Source organism: Saccharospirillum sp. ABV4_185, assembly GCF_056159245.1.
On the sequence record NZ_JBSWUW010000001.1, the window covers coordinates 2,666,657 to 2,684,267 of the forward strand.

A 17,611-nucleotide genomic window follows, 5' to 3' on the forward strand; every position below is an offset into this window, starting at 1 on the left:
GATTCGATGCCTGGCTGAAAAATCCCCGCCGTGGCCGTACAATGCCGCCCAAAGCAAGACAACTGGACATTATGAAATCGATAAACCGCGACACCCTTGAAGATTGGCTGGCCGAGCACGGCATCCGTTATTACCTCTGCCAGGACTGTGATGGTCTGCATCTGAGCGATACCGAAGAGAACCTCGGCGTACTGGAAAGCCGGCTGCTGCTGGAAAGCGGCCTGGTGATTGTTTCGACTGAGTTGTCGGTGCGCCCCTCAGCGGTGTTGCCGCTGCACGGTTCGATGCAGCTGATTAACTTCGACAATCCGCTGGTCAAGGTCGGCCTGAGTCTGTACGACGACGATGTACCGCGTCTGGTGATCAGCGGCGCTTTGCCCACCAAAGGTCTGCAAGCCGACTACTTTATTCACTATCTGGAGCAGGTGCTCAGCGCCTCTCAACTGGTGCTGGACCATGCCACCCAGATGGATGTGCTGCTGCTCGACGATATGGAACTGGACGCGCCCGATGGTGACGCCCTGCACTGAGCCACCAATCTGAGGTGACGTTAAACCATGACCGCCGCTGCTTTTGTGATCGACCAATGGGATTTCAGCACCACCCCGGCACAGCGCCCGTCCGACTTGCCGGCCAGTCTGAATAGCCTGAACGGTCGTTGGGTGCATTGTCAGCGCGATGCGCCTGAGCTGGTGCCCTGGCTTGAAAGCCTCGGCATTCACAACGGCGTGCAGCAGGCGTTATTGGCGGAAGATACCCGGCCGCGTTTTGAGATCGTCGGTGACGGTTTTTTGTTGAACCTGCGCGGCGTCAATCTCAACCCCGGCGCCGAGCCGGATGACATGCTGTCGCTGCGGTTTTTGTGGCACGGTGGCGGTCTGATTACGCTGCGCAAGCATTCGTTCAAAGCGGTGGCGTCGGTGCGCGAACGCTTGGCGGCGGGCGATGGCCCGGCCAATCTGGGCAATCTTTTGATGACGCTGGTGGCGGCTTTGAACAGCCGCATCGATGAAGTGCTCGATGCGCAGGAAGCCGAACTGGTGGTGCTCGAGGACGAAAGTTCCGGACCCAATCCGCAAGAACATCTGGCCAAGCTGACGCAACTGCATCGACGTTTATTGCGTCTGCATCGGTTTATTCGGCCACAAGTGGGCGCGCTCAATGAGTTTGTCAGCGAAGCCGAGACCTGGCTGGCGCATAAGGATCGACTGGGTCTGTCGAACCAACGCGATACCACTCAGCGTATTCTGGAAAATATCGAAATGCTGCTGCAGCAAGTGCAGTTAATTCGCGACGAACTGCAGCAGAATCTGGCCGAACGGATGAACCGCAATACTTATTGGTTGTCGGTTACCGCCGGGGTGTTTTTGCCGCTGAGTTTTCTCACCGGTCTGTTCGGCATCAACGTCGGCGGCATGCCCGGCGTGGAATCCAGTACGGCTTTTTGGTTTGTCTGCGGCGGACTCAGCACCATAGCGGTGGTTGAGTTTTTACTGCTGCGCCGCTTACGTTTCTGGTAGTTTTCTCAGTCCGCCTTGGGCGCTGAATTGTAGTGATGCACATCGCGCTGCGGGAACGGAATGGTCAGGCCGGCCGCCTCAATTTCGTCTTTCACGATGCGCTGCATATCCCACCACAACGGCCAGTAATCATCGACCGTCGCCCAGGCGCGAATCTGCAAATTCACCGACGAATCTCCCAGCGATTGCACCATAATCTGCGGTTGCGGGTCGGGCAGAAAACGCGGCTCAGCGTCGACGATTTTGCGCAACGCAGCGAAGCCGGCGTTGAGGTCGTCGTCGTACGCCACGCCGACAACAACATCCATACGACGGGTGCCATTGCGCGTCGAATTCTGAATGGTCGCGCCCCAGACATTGGAGTTCGGTGCCGACACATACTGGCCGTCGGGCGTGATCAAAATGGTGTTGAACAGGGTGATTTCTTCGACAGTGCCACTGGTGCTGTTGAAGCTGATGTAATCGCCGGTGCGAAACGGTCGCAGCATCAGCATCATAATGCCGGCGGCGATATTACTCAGCGTATCTTTCAGCGCCAGGCCAACAGCAAGACCGGCGGCGCCGAGCAACGCGACGATGGAGTTGGTGTTGACGCCAAAGATATCGAGCACAATAACAACGGCGATGACGTACACCGAATAACCCACCATGCCGGCAAAAATCGGCACCAGCATGGGGTCGAGCCGGGCAAAGCGTTTGGAGTTCTTAGTGACCTGAGATTTCAGCGTGCGCGACAAAATGCCGGCAACGATAAACACCAGCAATACCAGAATGATCTGATAGCCGACACGTATCATCAACGGTGCGTGATTGTTCCAAAAATCAATAATCCAATCGATCAAAACGATCTCCTTAACGACATGGATTTAAGCGGGTAAACGTTTCGACAACAACAGGCCCAAGCCTGCACTGCCTAATAACAGTGCGCACAGACGATTGAAAGCGCGCTGCCAGCTGGGCTTGCCCAAGCCTTGATCAAGCAGACGACCGGCGCTGGCATAGAGCGCAATCGCCAGCCATTCGAGCAACAGAAAACAACTGCCAAGCACAAAAAACTGCCAACCGATGGCCGCCGACGGATCGACAAACTGCGGCAGAAAAGCGGTGAAAATCAGAATGGCTTTGGGGTTGCCGGCGGCAAGCAGAAATTCCTGACGGGCCAGGTCGGTCAAGCTGAGTGCGGCCGTTGAATTCACCGCATCAAGGTTGTGGTCGCTGCGCCACATCTGCATGGCCAGCCAGAATAAATAGAGCGCACCGCCGACTTTAAGCAGCGTAAAAAAAACTTCCGAAGCATAGAGCACAGTGGCGAGGCCGGAGGCGGCCAGAGTGATCATTACCGCAAAGGCACTGAGCCGACCGAGACCCGCCAGACAGGCGTGGCTCCAGCCATAGCGTTTGGCGTTGCTCAGCGCCATCAGGTTATTGGGACCGGGCGTCATATTCAGCGCGAAACAGGCGGGTATAAACCAGGCGAGTGTCAGCCAGGACATGGCATCCTCTTGTTGCAGTCAGCGAAGGCTTTGAGCATAGCTGGCTTTGTCTCGGTGTTGAATGAACCAGCAGCTTACGTTGTTGTCCGGCAGATGGATGACTCAGGCGTGCTGCACGTCACCCTGAGTCAGGCCGTCGAGAATGCTGCAGTGTGAGGACGCATCGCCGGGGCATTGACTGACCCAGTCGGACAGCTGGGCTTTCATCTGCTGCAACTGTTCGATTTTGGCATCGACCTCCACCAGGTGCTGCTCAGCGATGGCACGCACCTGCGCACTGGCGCGGTTGGGATCGCGCTGCAATGCCAGCAGGTCGGCGCATTCATCGAGCGAAAAACCGAGCTGGCGGGCGCGCTGCAAAAACTGCAGTCGTTCGATGTCATCGTTGTGGTAATGGCGATAACCATTGGCGGCACGTTGCGAACTGATCAGGCCGCGGCTTTCGTAATAACGGATGGTGCGTGCCGGCAGGCCACTGGCCCTGGACGCTTGTTTGATCTGCATCACAGCCTCCTGTTGTCGTGGTGGGGCATTATCAACCTTCCCATAATGCTAAGGTCAAGCCTTGTTGTTCGATGGCTGATCCCAACTATAGTCAGTAACGACCCTCGATATAAGGAGACGCAGATGGCCGACCAAGAACTTCGCAGTCTGATGGAGCGCCTGCGCGCGACCATGGATGAATCCGAAGTCAGCGAGCAGCAACGCGCCATGCTGGAGAAACTGGAGTATCACCTGCACAACGAAGGCGAGCCGGACCCGGAAGAGCCCAGTCTGCGTGAATCGGTGGAACTGTTGATCGAGGATTTGAGCGCCGATCACCCGCGCAGCGCCTCGGTCGCGCGCAGTATTCTGGAAGCGCTGGCGTCGATGGGTATTTAGCGATTGCTCGCGTTGCGTCCAACAAAAAGGCCATCCTCGGATGGCCTTTTTACGTCAGTTATGACGCCGTAACTGACTCAGACCAAGCGTCAGCATAAAGGCCAGCACCGCAGCGACGACGATGGTCGGCCCGCTCGGTGCGTCGGCGAACCAGCTGGCAGTCAGGCCCAGCCAGACCGCAGTGAGACCGAGCACTGCCGCGCCAATGGCCATTTGCTCGGGGGTGCGCGCCAGCCAGCGAGCGGCGGCGGCGGGAATAATGAGCAGGGCGGTGATCAGCAGAATGCCGACGATCTTCATGGCGACTGCGATCACCAGCGCAATCAACACCAGATAAAGCACGCGCAACCAGTCGGTGGCGATGCCTTCGGCGCGCGCCAGATCTTCATTGACCGTCGCCGCCAGCAAGGGCCGCCAGGCCAGAGCAATGACCGGCAAGGCCAGCGTAACAATTACCCAGACCACCACCACATCGCCGCCGTTGACGGCGAGCAGATCGCCGAACAGCAGACCGCTCAAATCCATGCGCACCGTCGGCGAAAACGCCAGCACCAACATGCCGATGGCGAGCGAACCGTGCGACATAATGCCGAGCAACGTATCGGCCGGCAGTCGGCGTTGGCGCTGTAACACAAACAACAGCAAGGCGAGCGCCGTGGTAACCAGCGCAATACCGACAGTCAGATTCAAATTCAGCACCACCGCCAGAGTGACGCCGAGCAAACCCGAGTGCGCCATGGTGTCGCCGAAATAGGCCATGCGTCGCCACACCATCAGCGAACCCAGCGGCCCGGCGACCAGGGCAATGCCACTGCCGGCGAGCAATGCCGGCCACAACAGATCAATCATGGCTGTGACCTCCCTGGTGGGCGAGGTCGTGTTCGTGGTCGTGGTGGTGGCTGTAAAACGCCAGCGCATCGGCCTGATGCGGGCCGAATAAGGAGGTGAAGGTCGGTTCCTGAGTGATGCTTTCCGGTGTACCCGAACAACACAGATGACCGTTCAGGCAGAGCACTTCATCGGTGGCGGCCATCACCAGATGCAAATCGTGCGACACCATTAAAACCGCGTAGCCACGCTCATCGCGCAGCCGTTGGATCAGTTTATAGAGCGCTACTTCGCCGCTGAAATCGACGCCCTGTACCGGCTCATCCAGCACCAGCAGATCGGGTTGCTTAAGCAGCGCCCGCGCCAGCATAACGCGCTGGAATTCGCCACCACTGAGTTGCTGCACCGGCCGGTCGATCAGGTGCGCGACTTCCGTTAACGCCAGCGCTTCGCTCACCTGGTCGCGGCTGGCGCGGTGGGTCAGCGTCATCAACCGATGCACCGCCAGCGGCAGGCTGTCGTCGATGGGCACGCGCTGCGGCATATAGCCGATGCGTAGGTTGGCTTTGCTGTAGAATTCGCCGGCGCTGATTTTATGGACGCCGAGCAGGGCTTTGATCAGCGTCGATTTGCCGGCCCCGTTGGGGCCGATCAGGGTGACAATCTTGCCGGCGTCGATGCGGATATCGACGCCGCTGATGATGCTTTTGCCGCCGAGCTGGACGCCCAGTTGGCGGCCTTCAATCAGCCGAGAGCTTGGTTGTGACACAAAGCGTCCTTATTAAGGGCGGTACCTGTTGAACCGGTTCAGGGCCGTCGCAGTAGAAGTGTAAGTCGGTGCGATATGTTACTGTATATCATCCAGCCTGTTAACGTCCTCTTTGTCTTGGAGTTTGCATGACCCGTTTTTATCGGCATCTGTTGGTCGGTGCTGCTGTCTTCTTTTGGCCGCTGTCGGTACTGTCGGCTCCCCATGTTGTGGTCTCACTCGCCCCGCTGCACAGCCTGGTCAGCGCCGTGACTGCCGGCATCAGCGAGCCGGCTTTGCTCTATGACCGGCAGCAGTCGCCACATGGGTCCGGTTTGTCGCCGGATCAACTGCGTACCCTCACCGAGGCTGATTTATTGGTCTGGGTCGGCCCGGAGCTTGAAACCGGACTGGCGCGTTTGGTTGCGCGCTTGCCCGCTGAAGCCGTGAATTGGCACTGGCACGATTACGACACTGGCATGGTGCAATACACGCCGCGTGAAGCCTTGTTCGAAACCGCCGCGGGGGCTTTGCATGGCGATCACGACCATGGCGAACTGGACCCACATTTTTGGCTCGATCCGCGCAATGCCGAAGTATTCGTCATCGCCCTGGCTGACGAATTGGCCCAGCTCGATCCGGCCAATGCCGACACTTACCGCGCCAACGCCGAACGCGAGCAGCAGCGTCTGCAACAGCTCTATAGCGATCTGGATGCGCGCTTGGCACCGGTGCGCGAACGCCCCTTTATCGTCTTTCACGACGGCTTTCAGTATTTCCAACGCGCTTTCGATTTGAACGCCCTGGGTGCGCTGGTGGTGACACCGGAAATTCCACCCGGGCCGCGCACTGTGGCGCAACTGGCGCAGCGCGCCAAGGCAGCGGGCGGTGTTTGCCTGTTGCACGAACCCCAATTCAGTTCGCGCTGGATGCAGCCGTTGTTGCAGGCAGTGCCCAATGGCCAGCTGTCGCAGATTGACCCGCTCGGGTCGACGCTGGAACCCGGGCCTGATCTGTATGAACGTATCCTCACCGATCTGGCCGATAACCTGGCCAACTGCCTGGAGACTTTGCCATGAGCTTTGTTGCAATTCAGTCTGCGCCCCAGGGCGTGTTGTGGGACATGGACGGCGTGCTGATCGACTCCGAACGCCTGGTGCGCGATGCCTTTGTCGAAGTGAATACCAATGGCGGCCCGGTACCGGATGCGTCGCAACGCTATCTGGAAACCATCGGCCTGAACCGCACCGGCTTGATTGAATGGTTCAGCCAGTTTGTCGACAGCCAGGAACTGGCCGAGTACTGGATTGACCAGACCCATTATGGTTTTCTCGAACGCGCCAAGACCGAACTGGAACTGAAGCCGGGTGTAGCCGCGGCGCTCGACCACGTGCGCAAGCTGGGCTTGCCGCAGATGGTGGTAACCAGCACTCGCACCGAGGTCGCGCAAATGAAACTATCCAGCCTTGGTGTGCTGGATCGTTTTGATGGTGTGCTCGGTGGCGATCAGGTCAGCCAGGGCAAGCCTCATCCGGAACCCTATCTGCGTGGCAGCGAAATCCTGGGTCTGGAACCGGGCAGGGCGCTGGCCGTTGAAGATTCCGCCAACGGCGTGCGTTCGGCTCTGGCAGCGGGCTGTCATGTTTTGCACGTACCGGATCTGATCGAGACCGATCCCAGTTGGCACGGTCAGTTAAGTGTTTTGCCATCACTGGTCGAATTCCCGACCTGGTTTGATGCACTGGGAGCCAGCCAATGAAACTCGACCAAATCGAACCGCTGGCCGCTTTAGGCATTGAACGGGTTGCCAGCGACGCCGACCACAGCCGATTCCACATTCCCCTGAACGGCAACCGCAACGACAAAGACACGCTGTTCGCCGGCAGCCAATATTCAGCGCTGGTGCTCGCCGGCTGGTACCACAGCGGCGCCTGGGCCGAGCAGCATCAGTTGGGCGATACCGTCGCCATTCGCGATTGCCAGGTGCGCTATCCCAAACCCGCCACCAGCGACTTAACCGTGGTCGCCCGGTTCGAAGCCGAGCCCGACCTGCGACCGAGTGGCCATTGGCGCGCTCGCGTTCGGGTAGAGGCGCGCGATACGGCAGGTGAATTGGTAGCCGAGTTAATCGGCGATTATCGCATCCTGGTCAAATAAACCGATGCGCCAGGTACCCCTCGACCGACTGCTGATTCAGCCTCAGGTGCATCGCGATTGGTTCCGTCGCGCCGGTGGACTCTGCTTTGAACTGGATGCCGCCACCGCCCAAGCCTTTGCGCAGCTGTGGCAGGCCTATGAAAATGAGCATCGGCCAGCCCCGGCGGAGTTTTTAAACCGCCATCCGATTGCCGAGAACGACGCACTTTTTGCCTTGTTTGCTGCGGTTCAGATCCTGTTTCAGGACGAGCCGGCGCTGCAAGTCACCCCTGGCGAACTCAGCCTGACACTGGGCCGCGCAAGCGGCTGAGGTTTTGGTACAATCGCCGCGTACCTCGTTGGAACTGTTTCATGACTCAGCTGAGCGTTAACCTGAACAAGATTGCCCTGTTGCGGAATTCACGCGGCCGGGACTTCCCCAATGTCGTCGACTTCGCCGAGAAATTCATCGCGCTGGGCGTGCAGGGTATTACCATTCATCCGCGTCAGGATGAACGTCATATCAAGCGTCAGGATGCCTACGATCTGGCCGCCTGCCTGGCCAAATACCCGGATGTTGAATTCAACATCGAAGGCTATCCGAGCGAAGACTTTCTGCATCTGGTCGAAGCCACCAAACCGGATCAGTGCACCCTGGTGCCAGACGCACCCGGCCAACTGACCTCCGACCACGGCTGGGATTTCAGCACCCAGGGCGAATTCCTCGACCCTGTTCTGGCGCGCATCGAAGCTGCCGGTATTCGCACTGCCTGTTTTCTCGACCCGGACATCAAACAGGTGGAACTGGCGGCAGCCTCACGCACCCAGCGCATCGAACTCTATACCGAAGGCTACGCCAGCGCGCACGGCAGCGTTCTCCAGGCACAGGTGCACGAGATGTATCGCGCTGCGGCTGTTCGCGCGCACGAACTGGGCCTGGAACTCAACGCCGGTCACGACCTGGATTTAACCAACCTGAATGACTTTCTGACCATTCCGCATATTCTTGAAGTCTCCATCGGTCATGTGTTGACCGTGGAGTGCATCGAAAACGGCATGCCCTATGTTATTCGTCGCTACCTGGCCGCTTGCGCCAACAGCGCTTAAACAACCATTAAAAAAATAGAGGATGGGTTGTAATGCCCCACAGAAGTCTTGATCACTTGCTGCACAAAAACCGAGAGTGGGCCGAGCGGATCAAAGCAGAAGACCCGGACTTTTTTCGCCAGCTCGCAGAGCAACAAAAACCGGAATTTCTGTGGATTGGCTGCGCCGATAGCCGTGTACCCGCCAACGAAATCATGGGTCTGATGCCCGGTGAAGTGTTCGTGCATCGCAACGTTGCCAACCTGGTGATCCATACGGACCTGAATTGCTTGTCAGTCATTCAGTTCGCCGTCGAAGTGCTCAAGGTTAAGCACATCATCGTAACCGGCCATTATGGCTGTGGCGGCGTGGCGGCGGCACTGAAAAACCAGCGACTGGGTTTGATCGACAACTGGCTGCGTCACATCCAGGACATCATGAAACTCTACGGCAAATATTTCGACGCCATACCCGATGAAGCCACGCGCATTTCACGCCTGTGTGAAGTCAACGTTATGGCGCAGGTGCAGAGCCTGTCGGAAACCACCATCGTCCAGCAAGCCTGGGACGAAGGCCAGAAGCTGACTATCCACGGCTGGATCTATGGCCTGGAAGACGGCATTTTGAAAGACTTGGGTGTTTCGCACAGCGACAACGGCCCAATGCGCGAAAAAATTCACCGCTCTATTAAAGCCACCCTGACTGGAGGTTAATGAAATGTTGACCGGTTTCATTCCGACTTTGGATACGGTGGTTCAGTCCGACCGAACGGAAGCCATTTCCCAATATCAAAATACCCTGGGTGCAGAAATTAACTGGGTAGCCATGGGGGCCATCGGCGGCGGCATCGTGTTTTTGGTATTGGTGTTGGTCGGCCTTAATTCCGACCAAAAACGCGGTAATAAAAAGAAGAAAAATGTGAAGATGTACAAGATTCACAAGCACGACGATGAGTCGCGGACGGATAAGCTGAAAGACGACTGAGGTAGTTGCTTTTATCGGTGCCGAAGTAATCGGGTGTGATCCGTTTTCGGTACCGACAAATAAATCTGAAAAGCCCGCTGGCTGGTTATCGTTCTGCTTTGCTGCGCTTTTCCAGACGGTTGTGGAGGCGGACATATTCGACGTCATAGGTGGTGATCTCGAATGGATTGCCATCCGGGTCTTTAAAATAGATCGACCAGGAAAGATCGTGATCCACTTCCCTAAATGAAACATCCTGCTTACTGAGTGTGTTCACCCACTGAAAGTAATTCTCGCCATCGACCGCCAGGGCAATGGTAGTGCTAACGCGACCACCAGGTTCAAACAACGCCAGATGCGCACCGCCGTTGTGAATCGTTAACGGGCCGCCACCTTCCATCCAGACTTCAAGCTCCGAGACTCGCTCGAAGCCCAGCACACGGCTATACCAGCGTTCCAGCTCGAGGCGATCATCAGTGTGGAGATGGATGTGGTCGATTTTTTGAAAACTGGGCATGTGACTGACCTCAGGGGTTCGCGTGCGTCTTGGCTGAAGGCGTGTTTCTGCATCAATCAGCATAACGTACCATGGCAATTCGATCTTCTGGCATCGGCAACACCAGGCGTTGATCGCTCAGAATCTCTCGAATAGCCGGGCCACAAGACGCCTCCAATACTTCCTTGAAGCCATGACGTTCATAGTACGGCTTATTCCAGGGGATGCTTCTATAGGTCGTCAGCCAAAGCGGGCGTTCAGCGCTCCACTGCAACACTCGTTCGATCAAAATGCTCGCTATACCCTGGCGCATATGCTGCGGCAATACCGATAACTGATCCAGATAAGGCGCGTGATCGACCAGGCCACATACAGCAAATCCAATAGATGCACCTCGTGAATTCATCGCGACATGGACCAGCCTTTGTTCGATGGCTTGCGACCATCTGAGCGCTTCACCCTGGACAAAGGGATGATCATCATCCAGTTCAAAATAAAGACCCGCCTGCTCAAAGAGCGTGCCCGATTTGTTATCGATGTCTATCAGTGATTGCAGATCGCTGGGTTCAGCGATGCGCAGCTTGGGTTGCTTCATAAATTCCCAACATACATTTCCTGTGTTGAAGTTAACCGACACTCATCTTTGACGTTAGAAAATCAATAAAACTCCTGAGCTTCGAGGACATATGTTTCCGATTTGGATAAATCAGAAAAATATCCACAGTAACCGGAAGAAAATCTTCAAACAGCAGGACTAGCTCACCTTTATCCAGTTCGTCGGTTAATACCAACTTGGGCACTCTGGCAATGCCTTGACCTTGCTTGCACATCGCCAATTCCATTTCTGCACTGTTGGTGAGTAAGTGACTGTTTATCTTGACCGTGGTTTGGCGGCCGGCTTTATCGTGATACTGCCAGACGTTCTGGTTAACCGTAGAGCGAAAATTAATGGTGCGATGATGCGCCAGTTCGTCAGGCAATTGAGGCGTGCCCCACTGAGTTAAATACTCCGGTGAGGCAATGGTAACAATATCGACACTGGTTAATTTACGGCTGACCAAGCTTGAATCGGGCAGTTGAGCGGAGGCGCGCAGTGCCAGGTCGTAACCGTCGGCGACAACGTCCACCAACTGATCATTCAGTTCCAACTCAACAACGACCTGTGGGTATCGATCCATATATTCGCCCAGGATCGGCTTTATCGTTGCTAACGCAAAACTGACCGGGCAGCTGATCCTCAGGTTGCCTTTGGGCGTGTGCTGTTGCCCACTCAGTTGCTGCTCGACTTCCAGCGCCTCGGTGATGATGTTTTGGCATTGGCGATAGTAGATGTCGCCTGCGGCCGTCAGGCTGATTTTTCGAGTGGTACGGTTAAGTAACCGGACGCCTAACCGCTGTTCCAGCTTGTTGATCTCACCACTGATATAAGACTTGCTGTGGTTGAGCAGGTTGGCCGCTTCAGTAAAGCTGCCGCTATCAACCACCTGTTTGAAGGTCACCATCCCACTGAGTAATTGAGTATCCATGGATAAGCTCGATTGGTAGTCATATTAGAACAATCATTACACAGTCGGCTGGTTAATCACATGGAGAGAACAATATAGGCTCGTTACTCCTGAGAAAGCGGAGTCTAACGATGAAAAATGTGTTGATACTGAATTCGAGCCCTAACCCCAAAGAGAGCATTTCGACCCAGCTAACCTCGTTCTTTAAAGATGAGTTACAAGCCAGCGCTGCCTTTAAGGTGGTCACGCGAGAACTGGGCGTAACGCCACCCAGTCATTTGACGGCCTTAGCGCTATCTGGCTTTTTTAACGATCCCAGTGAGCACGATGCTGATCAGCAGCAAGCCTTGAGTGAAGGTTTAATGTTGATCGAGGAATTGAAAAATTCGGACATCGTTATTATCGGTGCTGCCATGCACAATCATACCGTGACGTCTGGTTTGAAGGCTTATATAGACCAGGTAACGCGACCGGGATTGACCTTTAAATATTTGCAAGATGGACCCCACGGGCTGGTAACGGGGAAGCAGGTCTATGTCGTTATTTCGGCGGGCGGCGATTACAGTTCTGCTGAAACCCAAAAAGGCGATTTTGTAACACCGCTACTGAAGGAGGTACTGGGTTTTATCGGCTTGAAGGATATTAAGTTCATTCCCGTTTTTGGTGTTTATGCGGGTGCTGAAACAGTTGAAAGGAATATCCGTCTTGCTAAGGAAATAATCAGCGCAGAGGCTCGGCATCTGAACTAGTATTTTTGCTAAGCCATAAGCGTAATCAACGATCAGCAGGATACCGACCCGCAAAAATGGGTATCCTGTTGATTAAGTAGGTATCCTGTTGATTAAGTGTCCAGTCAATTGCCGGCCAATAGATAAAGCCCAACTGACCCGTTGGGTTCTTGGCCTGGGTCGTTTCTACTTTCTGTTTTCCTTGCGGATCACCAACTTCAAGCCTGACCAAATATCGTCCACGGCGCAGACTTTAACGTCGACCAGACCCATGGGTAAGGCCACTTCGCGGACCACATCTTCGGTGATGTCGGTTGCCACCTTCGACGCCTTCTTCGGCCAGCAAACCCAGATCATGCCATCTTTTTTGATCATGGAGAGCTGCCGCCGCAATTCCCTTTCCAACTCGTTGCGCTGCTTGGTGAAGAACTGAATAAAATCCAGTTCAGGCGTTAACCGGCTAACGACCTTTAAATGAGTTGGTAACGGCTGAAGCAGGACATCGTAGTCGCTCGGCGGGTTTTTAAAATAGACTGAGTAGCCGTCTTTAATTCCCAGTTTCTTTGCCAGTGGTGTACCGGAATAGCCTGACATAGTGTTGTCCCTTTCGAAGTGAGCTTCAGCTTATTACTGGTAATGTGCCGAAGCTTTATAAACCTTTCCGTGGTGATTGAAATGAAAGATCTCTGCAACCAGGCCTTTGCGTCCTTGGTAGTAGATGATCAGGCTGCCAACTCCGCAAAACACATGGATGAGTTCAAAGTGCAATGCTGGCTTAATGGCGAGACCTTTAGCCCAGTATTCGCCGACCGCAGACTTGCCCGTTAGTTTTCCATCCTCGACGCCCATCCTTTCTGCGATCAGCGGCGAGTGCATTTCAAAGTCGTCGGTGTAGTGGGAGAGGATGGAATCCAGATCATGAGCGTTCCAGGCTTCAACCCAATGTTTGGCAAATTGTTCAGCAAACGCTTTATCGATGTTCATGCTCGGCTCCGGAATTTTATGACTGGGCAAAGTTCGGATGCTCTTTAAAGTGCTGAATCAGGTAATCGCAAACGCTTTGTAGCTTGGGTGATGGCTGACGGACTTTCGGGTACACCAGCCAAACACCGCTGTAGGGATATTGGTATTGCGTTAACAGCGGCACCAGCTCGCCGCTGGCCAAGTCGTCAGCTACATAATAATCGGGCAGTTGTGCAATCCCCAAGCCCTTACGTACGGCATCCAGCAAGGCCGGGCCGGAATTGCCGCGCCAGCGGCTGGTGACTTTCACTTCTTTGCGCTGACCGTCTTGCTGAAACAGCCAATGGTTTTTTGAGCCAATCAGGCAGTTGTGCTTGTTGAGTTCGGCCAGGGTGTGCGGCATGCCGTGTTGGTTAACATACTCGCGGGAGGCACACAGATGTTCCACCCGGTCACAGAGGCGCCTGGATAAATGACTGGAGTCTTTCATCGCCCCCATTCGAATAGCCAGGTCATAGCCTTCTTCGATTAAATCCACAGCGCGATTGGTGAGGTGAAAGTCCAGTTCAATCTTCGGGTGCGCCAGTAAGAAGTCATTCATAACCGGCGCAATGTAGCGCTCGCCAAAGGTGGTGGCGCAGGTCATTTTAAAGGCGCCGATGGGGGCTTGGTTTAGCGTGGAAATCGCTTCCTCGGCACTGCCTAAGGCGGAGGGTAAATCCCGGCAATGCTGGTAATACAACTCGCCCGCCTCGCTTAAGCGAATGCGGCGCGTGGTGCGGAACAGCAGGGTGCTGCCCAGGGCATCTTCGAGCTGGGTAACTAACCGGCTGATATGAGAGGCCGACACGCCCAGTTTCAGCGCCGCTGCCGAGAAGCTGCCTTGTTGCACCACCTCGACAAAGGCTTCCATGGCTTCCCAGTTCTTCATAAACCCTCATAAAAAGCGGCTGTTTGAGGGGGCTGATTATAACTTAAAGGTTGGTTTTCGAAATGATTGTTGCTGTATAACAACAATCATTTGCCAAATTGAACGTTATCCTGTTCGGCGGCCGCGTCTACACTGCCGCCATCGCAGTTAGGTTAAACATCACAGGGTAGAGACCATCATGAAATGCAAAGCAGCCGTAGCCTGGGGCCCGGGCCAGCCCCTTAAGATTGAAGAAGTCGACGTTCAGGACCCGCAAGCGGGCGAAGTGCTGGTTCGTATCGTCGCCACCGGCGTTTGCCACACCGATGCCTTTACCCTGTCGGGCGATGATCCTGAAGGTATTTTCCCCGCCATTCTGGGCCATGAAGGCGCGGGTGTGGTTGAAGCGGTGGGTGAGGGCGTTACCTCGCTCAAAGTGGGCGATCATGTGATTCCGCTCTACACCGCCGAATGCGGCGAATGTAAGTTCTGTAAGTCGGGCAAGACCAACCTGTGCAGCGCCGTTCGTGAAACTCAGGGCAAGGGATTGATGCCCGACGGCACCACCCGTTTCAGCATTAACGGTGAGCCCATCTACCACTACATGGGTTGCTCAACCTTCTCGGAATACAGCGTGGTGCCGGAAATTTCGCTGGCAAAAATTCACGTCGATGCGCCACTGGAAAAAGTCTGCCTGCTGGGCTGTGGCATCACCACCGGTATTGGTGCGGTGCTGAATACGGCCAAAGTTGAGCAGGGCGATACAGTCGCTGTGTTTGGCTTGGGTGGCATTGGGTTGTCGTGCATTCAGGGTGCGCGCATGGCCGGTGCGTCGCGCATCATCGCCATCGACATCAACGAGTCCAAATTCGAAATGGCGCAGCAGTTTGGCGCGACCGATTGTGTGAACCCGAAAAACTTCGATGCACCCATTCAGCAAGTCATCGTCGACATGACCGACGGCGGTGTCGATTATTCATTCGAATGCATCGGTAATGTGCAGGTGATGCGTTCAGCGCTGGAGTGCTGCCACAAAGGCTGGGGTGAGTCCATTATCATTGGCGTGGCCGGTGCTGGGCAGGAAATCTCCACACGTCCGTTCCAGTTGGTAACCGGTCGAGTCTGGAAAGGTTCCGCTTTCGGCGGCGTGAAAGGCCGCAGCCAATTGCCGGGTTATGTTGAAGATTACATGAACGGCAAAATCGAGATCGATCCCTTTGTGACGCATACCATGCCGCTGGAAGATATCAACGATGCCTTCGAGCTGATGCATAAAGGTGAAAGCATTCGTACCGTCGTTTTGTTCGATCGGTAGTCAATTGAACCGATTTTAACAACCGAATATTCAAGCCCGCCCAGCGGGCTTTTTCGCTCCCAATTAGGAGACATTGATGGAACTGCTATCGAGCACCAAAAGTTTCGGCGGCTGGTTAAAGCGCTATCGCCACGAAAGCTCGGCCGTAAACGGCGAGATGATCTTTGCCATCTACTTGCCACCCCAGGCAGAGCAGAAAAATGTACCGGTGTTGTATTGGTTGTCTGGCCTCACCTGCAACGACGAAAACTTCACTCAAAAAGCGGGCGCCTTTCGCAAAGCGGCCGAACTGGGCTTAGCCATCGTCTGTCCCGATACCAGCCCGCGCGGCAGCGATTACCCGGGCGAATACGACAGCTACGACTTCGGTTCTGGCGCTGGTTTTTATATCAACGCCACAGTAGATCCCTATTCAAAAACCTACCGCCTGTACGACTATGTGGTGAAAGAACTGCCGCAGTTGGTAGAAGCTAATTTTCCGGTAACCGACAAGCGCTCGATCTCCGGTCATTCCATGGGTGGCCATGGCGCTTTAATCTGCGCATTGAAAAATCCGGGCCGCTACCAATCGGTATCCGCCTTCGCGCCCATTGCCAACCCAACCAACTGCCCCTGGGGTGAGAAAGCTTTTACTGGTTACCTGGGTGAAGATCGCGCTCAATGGGAAGAATGGGACGCGACTTTATTGGTTGCCAACGCCAGTGAACGCTTACCCTTGTTCATTGACCAGGGCGAAGCGGATAACTTTTTAGCAGAGCAGTTAAAACCAGAAGCGCTGGAAGCGGCCTGTGATAAAGCGGGGCATCCGATAAAGCTGCGCCGTCAGCCGGGTTATGACCATAGCTATTACTTTATCGCCAGTTTTATTGATGATCATCTGGAGCATCACTTCAACGCACTGAGTTAAGACTGGAACCCTTCTGTTGGCCAGCTACCGATGGAAGGGTATTTATCGACGGGATGCAGAAATCCGGTTTCCAGTACTTATTATTGCGTCTTATCGAGCGTTATATATTTGGGTCCGCACTCAGGAAACAGATTGTAGGGATTCATGCTGTTGCCATAGTTCTGAATAGTGAGTGAATCGTTACTGTGTAAAGCGCTCACCACCATTTCTTGGTTGTTGCCCGGATCAGCAGCGACTAGCCCTGAAAATGTAAGATACTGTCCATCCAATACAAAACGACCCGTTGCTGAGCGGCTTTTGGTCGTAACGCTGTATTCACCGGTACCGTTGTTCTGCGTTAACTCAATAACCAGGTTGCAGGTCAGTGGCACTGAGCTTTCATAATGACCAGTAGCCGACTCTAGGGTTTCGGCATGGATAGACAGTGACCAGAGTGTAACTAACAGAAGGCCTGGCTTTTTCATTTTTTCTCCTTGCAAACTAATTTGAGCCTGCATCGCGCACCATTTAGGTGAAGCTGACAACTGGGCCTATCACTCTACCAGGCAGCCTTTCCAGGCGGATGCTCTTCAAACCAGGAAACGATGCTTGGCATGTTTTGCTCGAAGTTTCCCGGTGCAGAGAAGTTCAGTACGCCCGCGCGCTGAGCGCTTCGGTTCTCAAAGTCGTGCGTCAAGCCAGCAGGCGCAAGCACAAAGGAACCAGTTGGCGCCTCTGTCCATTGGTCACCGATCAGAAAACTCATGGTGCCTTCAATTACGAAAAAGATGTCGTCTTCATCGTGGCTGTGAGCGCCGGGGCCTTGGGTGAAAGGCTCTAACCACCATTCAGAAATTGAATACTGTCCAGCAGATTCTGCACCGTCGGCTTTGAACAGCGCAGATATCCCACCCATAGAATAACGACGGCCTTCACCGGGTAACAGTAAAATGGGTTTTCGATTCATGGTGTGTTCCTTTTCGTTGAGTCATCTATCTAGGCTGAATAGGACACTCACTTTAAGTCTTTATCAGGGTGGGTGTGCTTTTTACTTGAACTGGCATACGTTTTTGCATTGCATTTCTGTGTTTAGACGTTGATGTCCAATCGATACGATGCGTACCTGCTAACTGCCTTCCAAAAAAACGATCT

At 54.7% G+C, this 17,611-nt stretch carries 26 protein-coding genes; 13 read left to right on the top strand and 13 right to left on the bottom strand.

Features of this window, described 5'->3' with window-relative positions:
• The first annotated feature begins 71 nt into the window (after nt 1-71).
• Nucleotides 72-530, top strand: a complete 459-nt coding sequence (locus ACXAE6_RS12615) for a YbjN domain-containing protein (RefSeq protein ID WP_475148565.1) — start codon at nt 72-74, stop codon at nt 528-530.
• A 27-nt stretch (nt 531-557) separates the two neighbouring features.
• The gene (locus tag ACXAE6_RS12620) at nt 558-1,520 is read left to right on the top strand and encodes a zinc transporter ZntB (RefSeq protein WP_475148569.1); all 963 of its coding nucleotides are present in this window, start codon (nt 558-560) and stop codon (nt 1,518-1,520) included.
• A 5-nt stretch (nt 1,521-1,525) separates the two neighbouring features.
• Here ACXAE6_RS12620 and ACXAE6_RS12625 read toward each other — a convergent pair whose 3' ends face one another.
• From ACXAE6_RS12625 to cueR, 3 genes are all read right to left on the bottom strand, one after another.
• Nucleotides 1,526-2,362, bottom strand: coding sequence for a mechanosensitive ion channel family protein (locus ACXAE6_RS12625; RefSeq protein ID WP_475148572.1), 837 nt, complete (start codon nt 2,360-2,362; stop codon nt 1,526-1,528).
• Between the two features lie 24 nt (nt 2,363-2,386).
• Nucleotides 2,387-3,013 (bottom strand): LysE family translocator, encoded by a 627-nt coding sequence (locus ACXAE6_RS12630; RefSeq protein ID WP_475148575.1) that lies wholly within the window; start codon nt 3,011-3,013, stop codon nt 2,387-2,389.
• 102 nt (nt 3,014-3,115) lie between these two features.
• Nucleotides 3,116-3,517 (bottom strand): Cu(I)-responsive transcriptional regulator, encoded by a 402-nt coding sequence (cueR, locus tag ACXAE6_RS12635; RefSeq protein ID WP_475148577.1) that lies wholly within the window; start codon nt 3,515-3,517, stop codon nt 3,116-3,118.
• A gap of 123 nt (nt 3,518-3,640) precedes the next feature.
• On the opposite strand from cueR, the gene ACXAE6_RS12640 reads away from it, so the two are divergent.
• A complete protein-coding gene (locus ACXAE6_RS12640; protein ID WP_475148580.1) occupies nt 3,641-3,895 on the top strand; it encodes a DUF4404 family protein in 255 nt (84 codons plus the stop codon).
• Nucleotides 3,896-3,949: 54 nt separating this feature from the next.
• Here the strand turns inward: ACXAE6_RS12640 and ACXAE6_RS12645 are convergent, their stop codons facing one another.
• Nucleotides 3,950-4,744: an iron chelate uptake ABC transporter family permease subunit gene (locus tag ACXAE6_RS12645; protein WP_475148583.1), complete on the bottom strand. Its 795-nt coding sequence runs from the start codon at nt 4,742-4,744 to the stop codon at nt 3,950-3,952.
• A complete protein-coding gene (znuC, locus tag ACXAE6_RS12650) occupies nt 4,737-5,492 on the bottom strand; it encodes a zinc ABC transporter ATP-binding protein ZnuC (protein WP_475148589.1) in 756 nt (251 codons plus the stop codon). The genes ACXAE6_RS12645 and znuC overlap by 8 nt, the downstream gene beginning before the upstream one ends.
• 128 nt (nt 5,493-5,620) lie before the next feature.
• On the opposite strand from znuC, the gene ACXAE6_RS12655 reads away from it, so the two are divergent.
• The 7 genes from ACXAE6_RS12655 to ACXAE6_RS12685 are packed head-to-tail and all read left to right on the top strand — an operon-like array spanning nt 5,621 to nt 9,677.
• Nucleotides 5,621-6,550 carry a zinc ABC transporter substrate-binding protein gene (locus ACXAE6_RS12655; RefSeq protein ID WP_475148591.1) on the top strand — a complete coding sequence of 310 codons (930 nt, stop codon included), beginning with the start codon at nt 5,621-5,623 and terminating at the stop codon, nt 6,548-6,550.
• Complete coding sequence (locus ACXAE6_RS12660; RefSeq protein ID WP_475148595.1) at nt 6,547-7,230, top strand: HAD family hydrolase; 684 nt, start codon at nt 6,547-6,549, stop codon at nt 7,228-7,230. Before ACXAE6_RS12655 ends, ACXAE6_RS12660 begins: the two co-directional genes overlap by 4 nt.
• Nucleotides 7,227-7,628 (top strand): YiiD C-terminal domain-containing protein, encoded by a 402-nt coding sequence (locus tag ACXAE6_RS12665; RefSeq protein ID WP_475148598.1) that lies wholly within the window; start codon nt 7,227-7,229, stop codon nt 7,626-7,628. The genes ACXAE6_RS12660 and ACXAE6_RS12665 overlap by 4 nt, the downstream gene beginning before the upstream one ends.
• Nucleotides 7,629-7,632: 4 nt before the next feature.
• A complete protein-coding gene (locus ACXAE6_RS12670; protein WP_475148602.1) occupies nt 7,633-7,938 on the top strand; it encodes a hypothetical protein in 306 nt (101 codons plus the stop codon).
• Nucleotides 7,939-7,979: 41 nt separating this feature from the next.
• Complete coding sequence (locus ACXAE6_RS12675) at nt 7,980-8,714, top strand: pyridoxine 5'-phosphate synthase (protein ID WP_475148606.1); 735 nt, start codon at nt 7,980-7,982, stop codon at nt 8,712-8,714.
• A 32-nt stretch (nt 8,715-8,746) separates the two neighbouring features.
• Complete coding sequence (gene can / locus ACXAE6_RS12680) at nt 8,747-9,406, top strand: carbonate dehydratase (protein ID WP_475148611.1); 660 nt, start codon at nt 8,747-8,749, stop codon at nt 9,404-9,406.
• A gap of 4 nt (nt 9,407-9,410) precedes the next feature.
• Nucleotides 9,411-9,677, top strand: a complete 267-nt coding sequence (locus ACXAE6_RS12685) for a hypothetical protein (RefSeq protein ID WP_475148617.1) — start codon at nt 9,411-9,413, stop codon at nt 9,675-9,677.
• 85 nt (nt 9,678-9,762) lie between these two features.
• Here the strand turns inward: ACXAE6_RS12685 and ACXAE6_RS12690 are convergent, their stop codons facing one another.
• From ACXAE6_RS12690 to ACXAE6_RS12700, 3 genes are read right to left on the bottom strand one after another with little or no spacing between them, the layout of a single operon-like run.
• A complete protein-coding gene (locus ACXAE6_RS12690) occupies nt 9,763-10,173 on the bottom strand; it encodes a VOC family protein (RefSeq protein ID WP_475148619.1) in 411 nt (136 codons plus the stop codon).
• A gap of 52 nt (nt 10,174-10,225) precedes the next feature.
• Complete coding sequence (locus ACXAE6_RS12695) at nt 10,226-10,747, bottom strand: GNAT family N-acetyltransferase (protein ID WP_475148621.1); 522 nt, start codon at nt 10,745-10,747, stop codon at nt 10,226-10,228.
• Between the two features lie 31 nt (nt 10,748-10,778).
• Nucleotides 10,779-11,678 carry a LysR family transcriptional regulator gene (locus tag ACXAE6_RS12700; protein ID WP_475148624.1) on the bottom strand — a complete coding sequence of 300 codons (900 nt, stop codon included), beginning with the start codon at nt 11,676-11,678 and terminating at the stop codon, nt 10,779-10,781.
• 110 nt (nt 11,679-11,788) lie between these two features.
• On the opposite strand from ACXAE6_RS12700, the gene ACXAE6_RS12705 reads away from it, so the two are divergent.
• Entirely contained in the window at nt 11,789-12,406 is a 618-nt protein-coding gene (locus ACXAE6_RS12705; RefSeq protein ID WP_475148628.1) for an FMN-dependent NADH-azoreductase, read from the top strand.
• A 165-nt stretch (nt 12,407-12,571) separates the two neighbouring features.
• Here the strand turns inward: ACXAE6_RS12705 and ACXAE6_RS12710 are convergent, their stop codons facing one another.
• The 3 genes from ACXAE6_RS12710 to ACXAE6_RS12720 are packed head-to-tail and all read right to left on the bottom strand — an operon-like array spanning nt 12,572 to nt 14,279.
• A complete protein-coding gene (locus tag ACXAE6_RS12710; protein ID WP_475148630.1) occupies nt 12,572-12,979 on the bottom strand; it encodes a DUF3052 domain-containing protein in 408 nt (135 codons plus the stop codon).
• 33 nt (nt 12,980-13,012) lie between these two features.
• The gene (locus ACXAE6_RS12715; protein WP_475148633.1) at nt 13,013-13,369 is read right to left on the bottom strand and encodes a nuclear transport factor 2 family protein; all 357 of its coding nucleotides are present in this window, start codon (nt 13,367-13,369) and stop codon (nt 13,013-13,015) included.
• A 16-nt stretch (nt 13,370-13,385) separates the two neighbouring features.
• Nucleotides 13,386-14,279: a LysR family transcriptional regulator gene (locus ACXAE6_RS12720; RefSeq protein WP_475148635.1), complete on the bottom strand. Its 894-nt coding sequence runs from the start codon at nt 14,277-14,279 to the stop codon at nt 13,386-13,388.
• A gap of 178 nt (nt 14,280-14,457) precedes the next feature.
• On the opposite strand from ACXAE6_RS12720, the gene ACXAE6_RS12725 reads away from it, so the two are divergent.
• Both ACXAE6_RS12725 and fghA read left to right on the top strand, forming a co-directional pair.
• The gene (locus tag ACXAE6_RS12725; RefSeq protein WP_475148637.1) at nt 14,458-15,573 is read left to right on the top strand and encodes an S-(hydroxymethyl)glutathione dehydrogenase/class III alcohol dehydrogenase; all 1,116 of its coding nucleotides are present in this window, start codon (nt 14,458-14,460) and stop codon (nt 15,571-15,573) included.
• Nucleotides 15,574-15,649: 76 nt separating this feature from the next.
• Nucleotides 15,650-16,480 (top strand): S-formylglutathione hydrolase, encoded by an 831-nt coding sequence (fghA, locus tag ACXAE6_RS12730; RefSeq protein ID WP_475148639.1) that lies wholly within the window; start codon nt 15,650-15,652, stop codon nt 16,478-16,480.
• A gap of 80 nt (nt 16,481-16,560) precedes the next feature.
• Here fghA and ACXAE6_RS12735 read toward each other — a convergent pair whose 3' ends face one another.
• Complete coding sequence (locus tag ACXAE6_RS12735) at nt 16,561-16,944, bottom strand: hypothetical protein (RefSeq protein ID WP_475148641.1); 384 nt, start codon at nt 16,942-16,944, stop codon at nt 16,561-16,563.
• Between the two features lie 74 nt (nt 16,945-17,018).
• A complete protein-coding gene (locus tag ACXAE6_RS12740; protein WP_475148643.1) occupies nt 17,019-17,426 on the bottom strand; it encodes a cupin domain-containing protein in 408 nt (135 codons plus the stop codon).
• Nucleotides 17,427-17,611: the final 185 nt, after the last annotated feature.

What these genes read in the sequence shown, in the direction of transcription:
- ACXAE6_RS12695 (WP_475148621.1), bottom strand. Translation starts at nt 10,747, where the DNA reads ATGAAGCAACCCAAGCTGCGCATCGCTGAACCCAGCGATCTGCAATCA.
- ACXAE6_RS12615 (WP_475148565.1), top strand. Translation starts at nt 72, where the DNA reads ATGAAATCGATAAACCGCGACACCCTTGAAGATTGGCTGGCCGAGCAC.
- ACXAE6_RS12725 (WP_475148637.1), top strand. Translation starts at nt 14,458, where the DNA reads ATGAAATGCAAAGCAGCCGTAGCCTGGGGCCCGGGCCAGCCCCTTAAG.
- cueR (WP_475148577.1), bottom strand. Translation starts at nt 3,517, where the DNA reads ATGCAGATCAAACAAGCGTCCAGGGCCAGTGGCCTGCCGGCACGCACC.
- ACXAE6_RS12690 (WP_475148619.1), bottom strand. Translation starts at nt 10,173, where the DNA reads ATGCCCAGTTTTCAAAAAATCGACCACATCCATCTCCACACTGATGAT.
- can (WP_475148611.1), top strand. Translation starts at nt 8,747, where the DNA reads ATGCCCCACAGAAGTCTTGATCACTTGCTGCACAAAAACCGAGAGTGG.
- ACXAE6_RS12685 (WP_475148617.1), top strand. Translation starts at nt 9,411, where the DNA reads ATGTTGACCGGTTTCATTCCGACTTTGGATACGGTGGTTCAGTCCGAC.
- ACXAE6_RS12715 (WP_475148633.1), bottom strand. Translation starts at nt 13,369, where the DNA reads ATGAACATCGATAAAGCGTTTGCTGAACAATTTGCCAAACATTGGGTT.
- ACXAE6_RS12735 (WP_475148641.1), bottom strand. Translation starts at nt 16,944, where the DNA reads ATGAAAAAGCCAGGCCTTCTGTTAGTTACACTCTGGTCACTGTCTATC.
- ACXAE6_RS12740 (WP_475148643.1), bottom strand. Translation starts at nt 17,426, where the DNA reads ATGAATCGAAAACCCATTTTACTGTTACCCGGTGAAGGCCGTCGTTAT.
- ACXAE6_RS12640 (WP_475148580.1), top strand. Translation starts at nt 3,641, where the DNA reads ATGGCCGACCAAGAACTTCGCAGTCTGATGGAGCGCCTGCGCGCGACC.
- ACXAE6_RS12705 (WP_475148628.1), top strand. Translation starts at nt 11,789, where the DNA reads ATGAAAAATGTGTTGATACTGAATTCGAGCCCTAACCCCAAAGAGAGC.
- ACXAE6_RS12675 (WP_475148606.1), top strand. Translation starts at nt 7,980, where the DNA reads ATGACTCAGCTGAGCGTTAACCTGAACAAGATTGCCCTGTTGCGGAAT.
- ACXAE6_RS12645 (WP_475148583.1), bottom strand. Translation starts at nt 4,744, where the DNA reads ATGATTGATCTGTTGTGGCCGGCATTGCTCGCCGGCAGTGGCATTGCC.
- ACXAE6_RS12720 (WP_475148635.1), bottom strand. Translation starts at nt 14,279, where the DNA reads ATGAAGAACTGGGAAGCCATGGAAGCCTTTGTCGAGGTGGTGCAACAA.
- ACXAE6_RS12700 (WP_475148624.1), bottom strand. Translation starts at nt 11,678, where the DNA reads ATGGATACTCAATTACTCAGTGGGATGGTGACCTTCAAACAGGTGGTT.
- ACXAE6_RS12655 (WP_475148591.1), top strand. Translation starts at nt 5,621, where the DNA reads ATGACCCGTTTTTATCGGCATCTGTTGGTCGGTGCTGCTGTCTTCTTT.
- ACXAE6_RS12660 (WP_475148595.1), top strand. Translation starts at nt 6,547, where the DNA reads ATGAGCTTTGTTGCAATTCAGTCTGCGCCCCAGGGCGTGTTGTGGGAC.
- ACXAE6_RS12665 (WP_475148598.1), top strand. Translation starts at nt 7,227, where the DNA reads ATGAAACTCGACCAAATCGAACCGCTGGCCGCTTTAGGCATTGAACGG.
- ACXAE6_RS12620 (WP_475148569.1), top strand. Translation starts at nt 558, where the DNA reads ATGACCGCCGCTGCTTTTGTGATCGACCAATGGGATTTCAGCACCACC.
- ACXAE6_RS12630 (WP_475148575.1), bottom strand. Translation starts at nt 3,013, where the DNA reads ATGTCCTGGCTGACACTCGCCTGGTTTATACCCGCCTGTTTCGCGCTG.
- ACXAE6_RS12670 (WP_475148602.1), top strand. Translation starts at nt 7,633, where the DNA reads ATGCGCCAGGTACCCCTCGACCGACTGCTGATTCAGCCTCAGGTGCAT.
- fghA (WP_475148639.1), top strand. Translation starts at nt 15,650, where the DNA reads ATGGAACTGCTATCGAGCACCAAAAGTTTCGGCGGCTGGTTAAAGCGC.
- ACXAE6_RS12710 (WP_475148630.1), bottom strand. Translation starts at nt 12,979, where the DNA reads ATGTCAGGCTATTCCGGTACACCACTGGCAAAGAAACTGGGAATTAAA.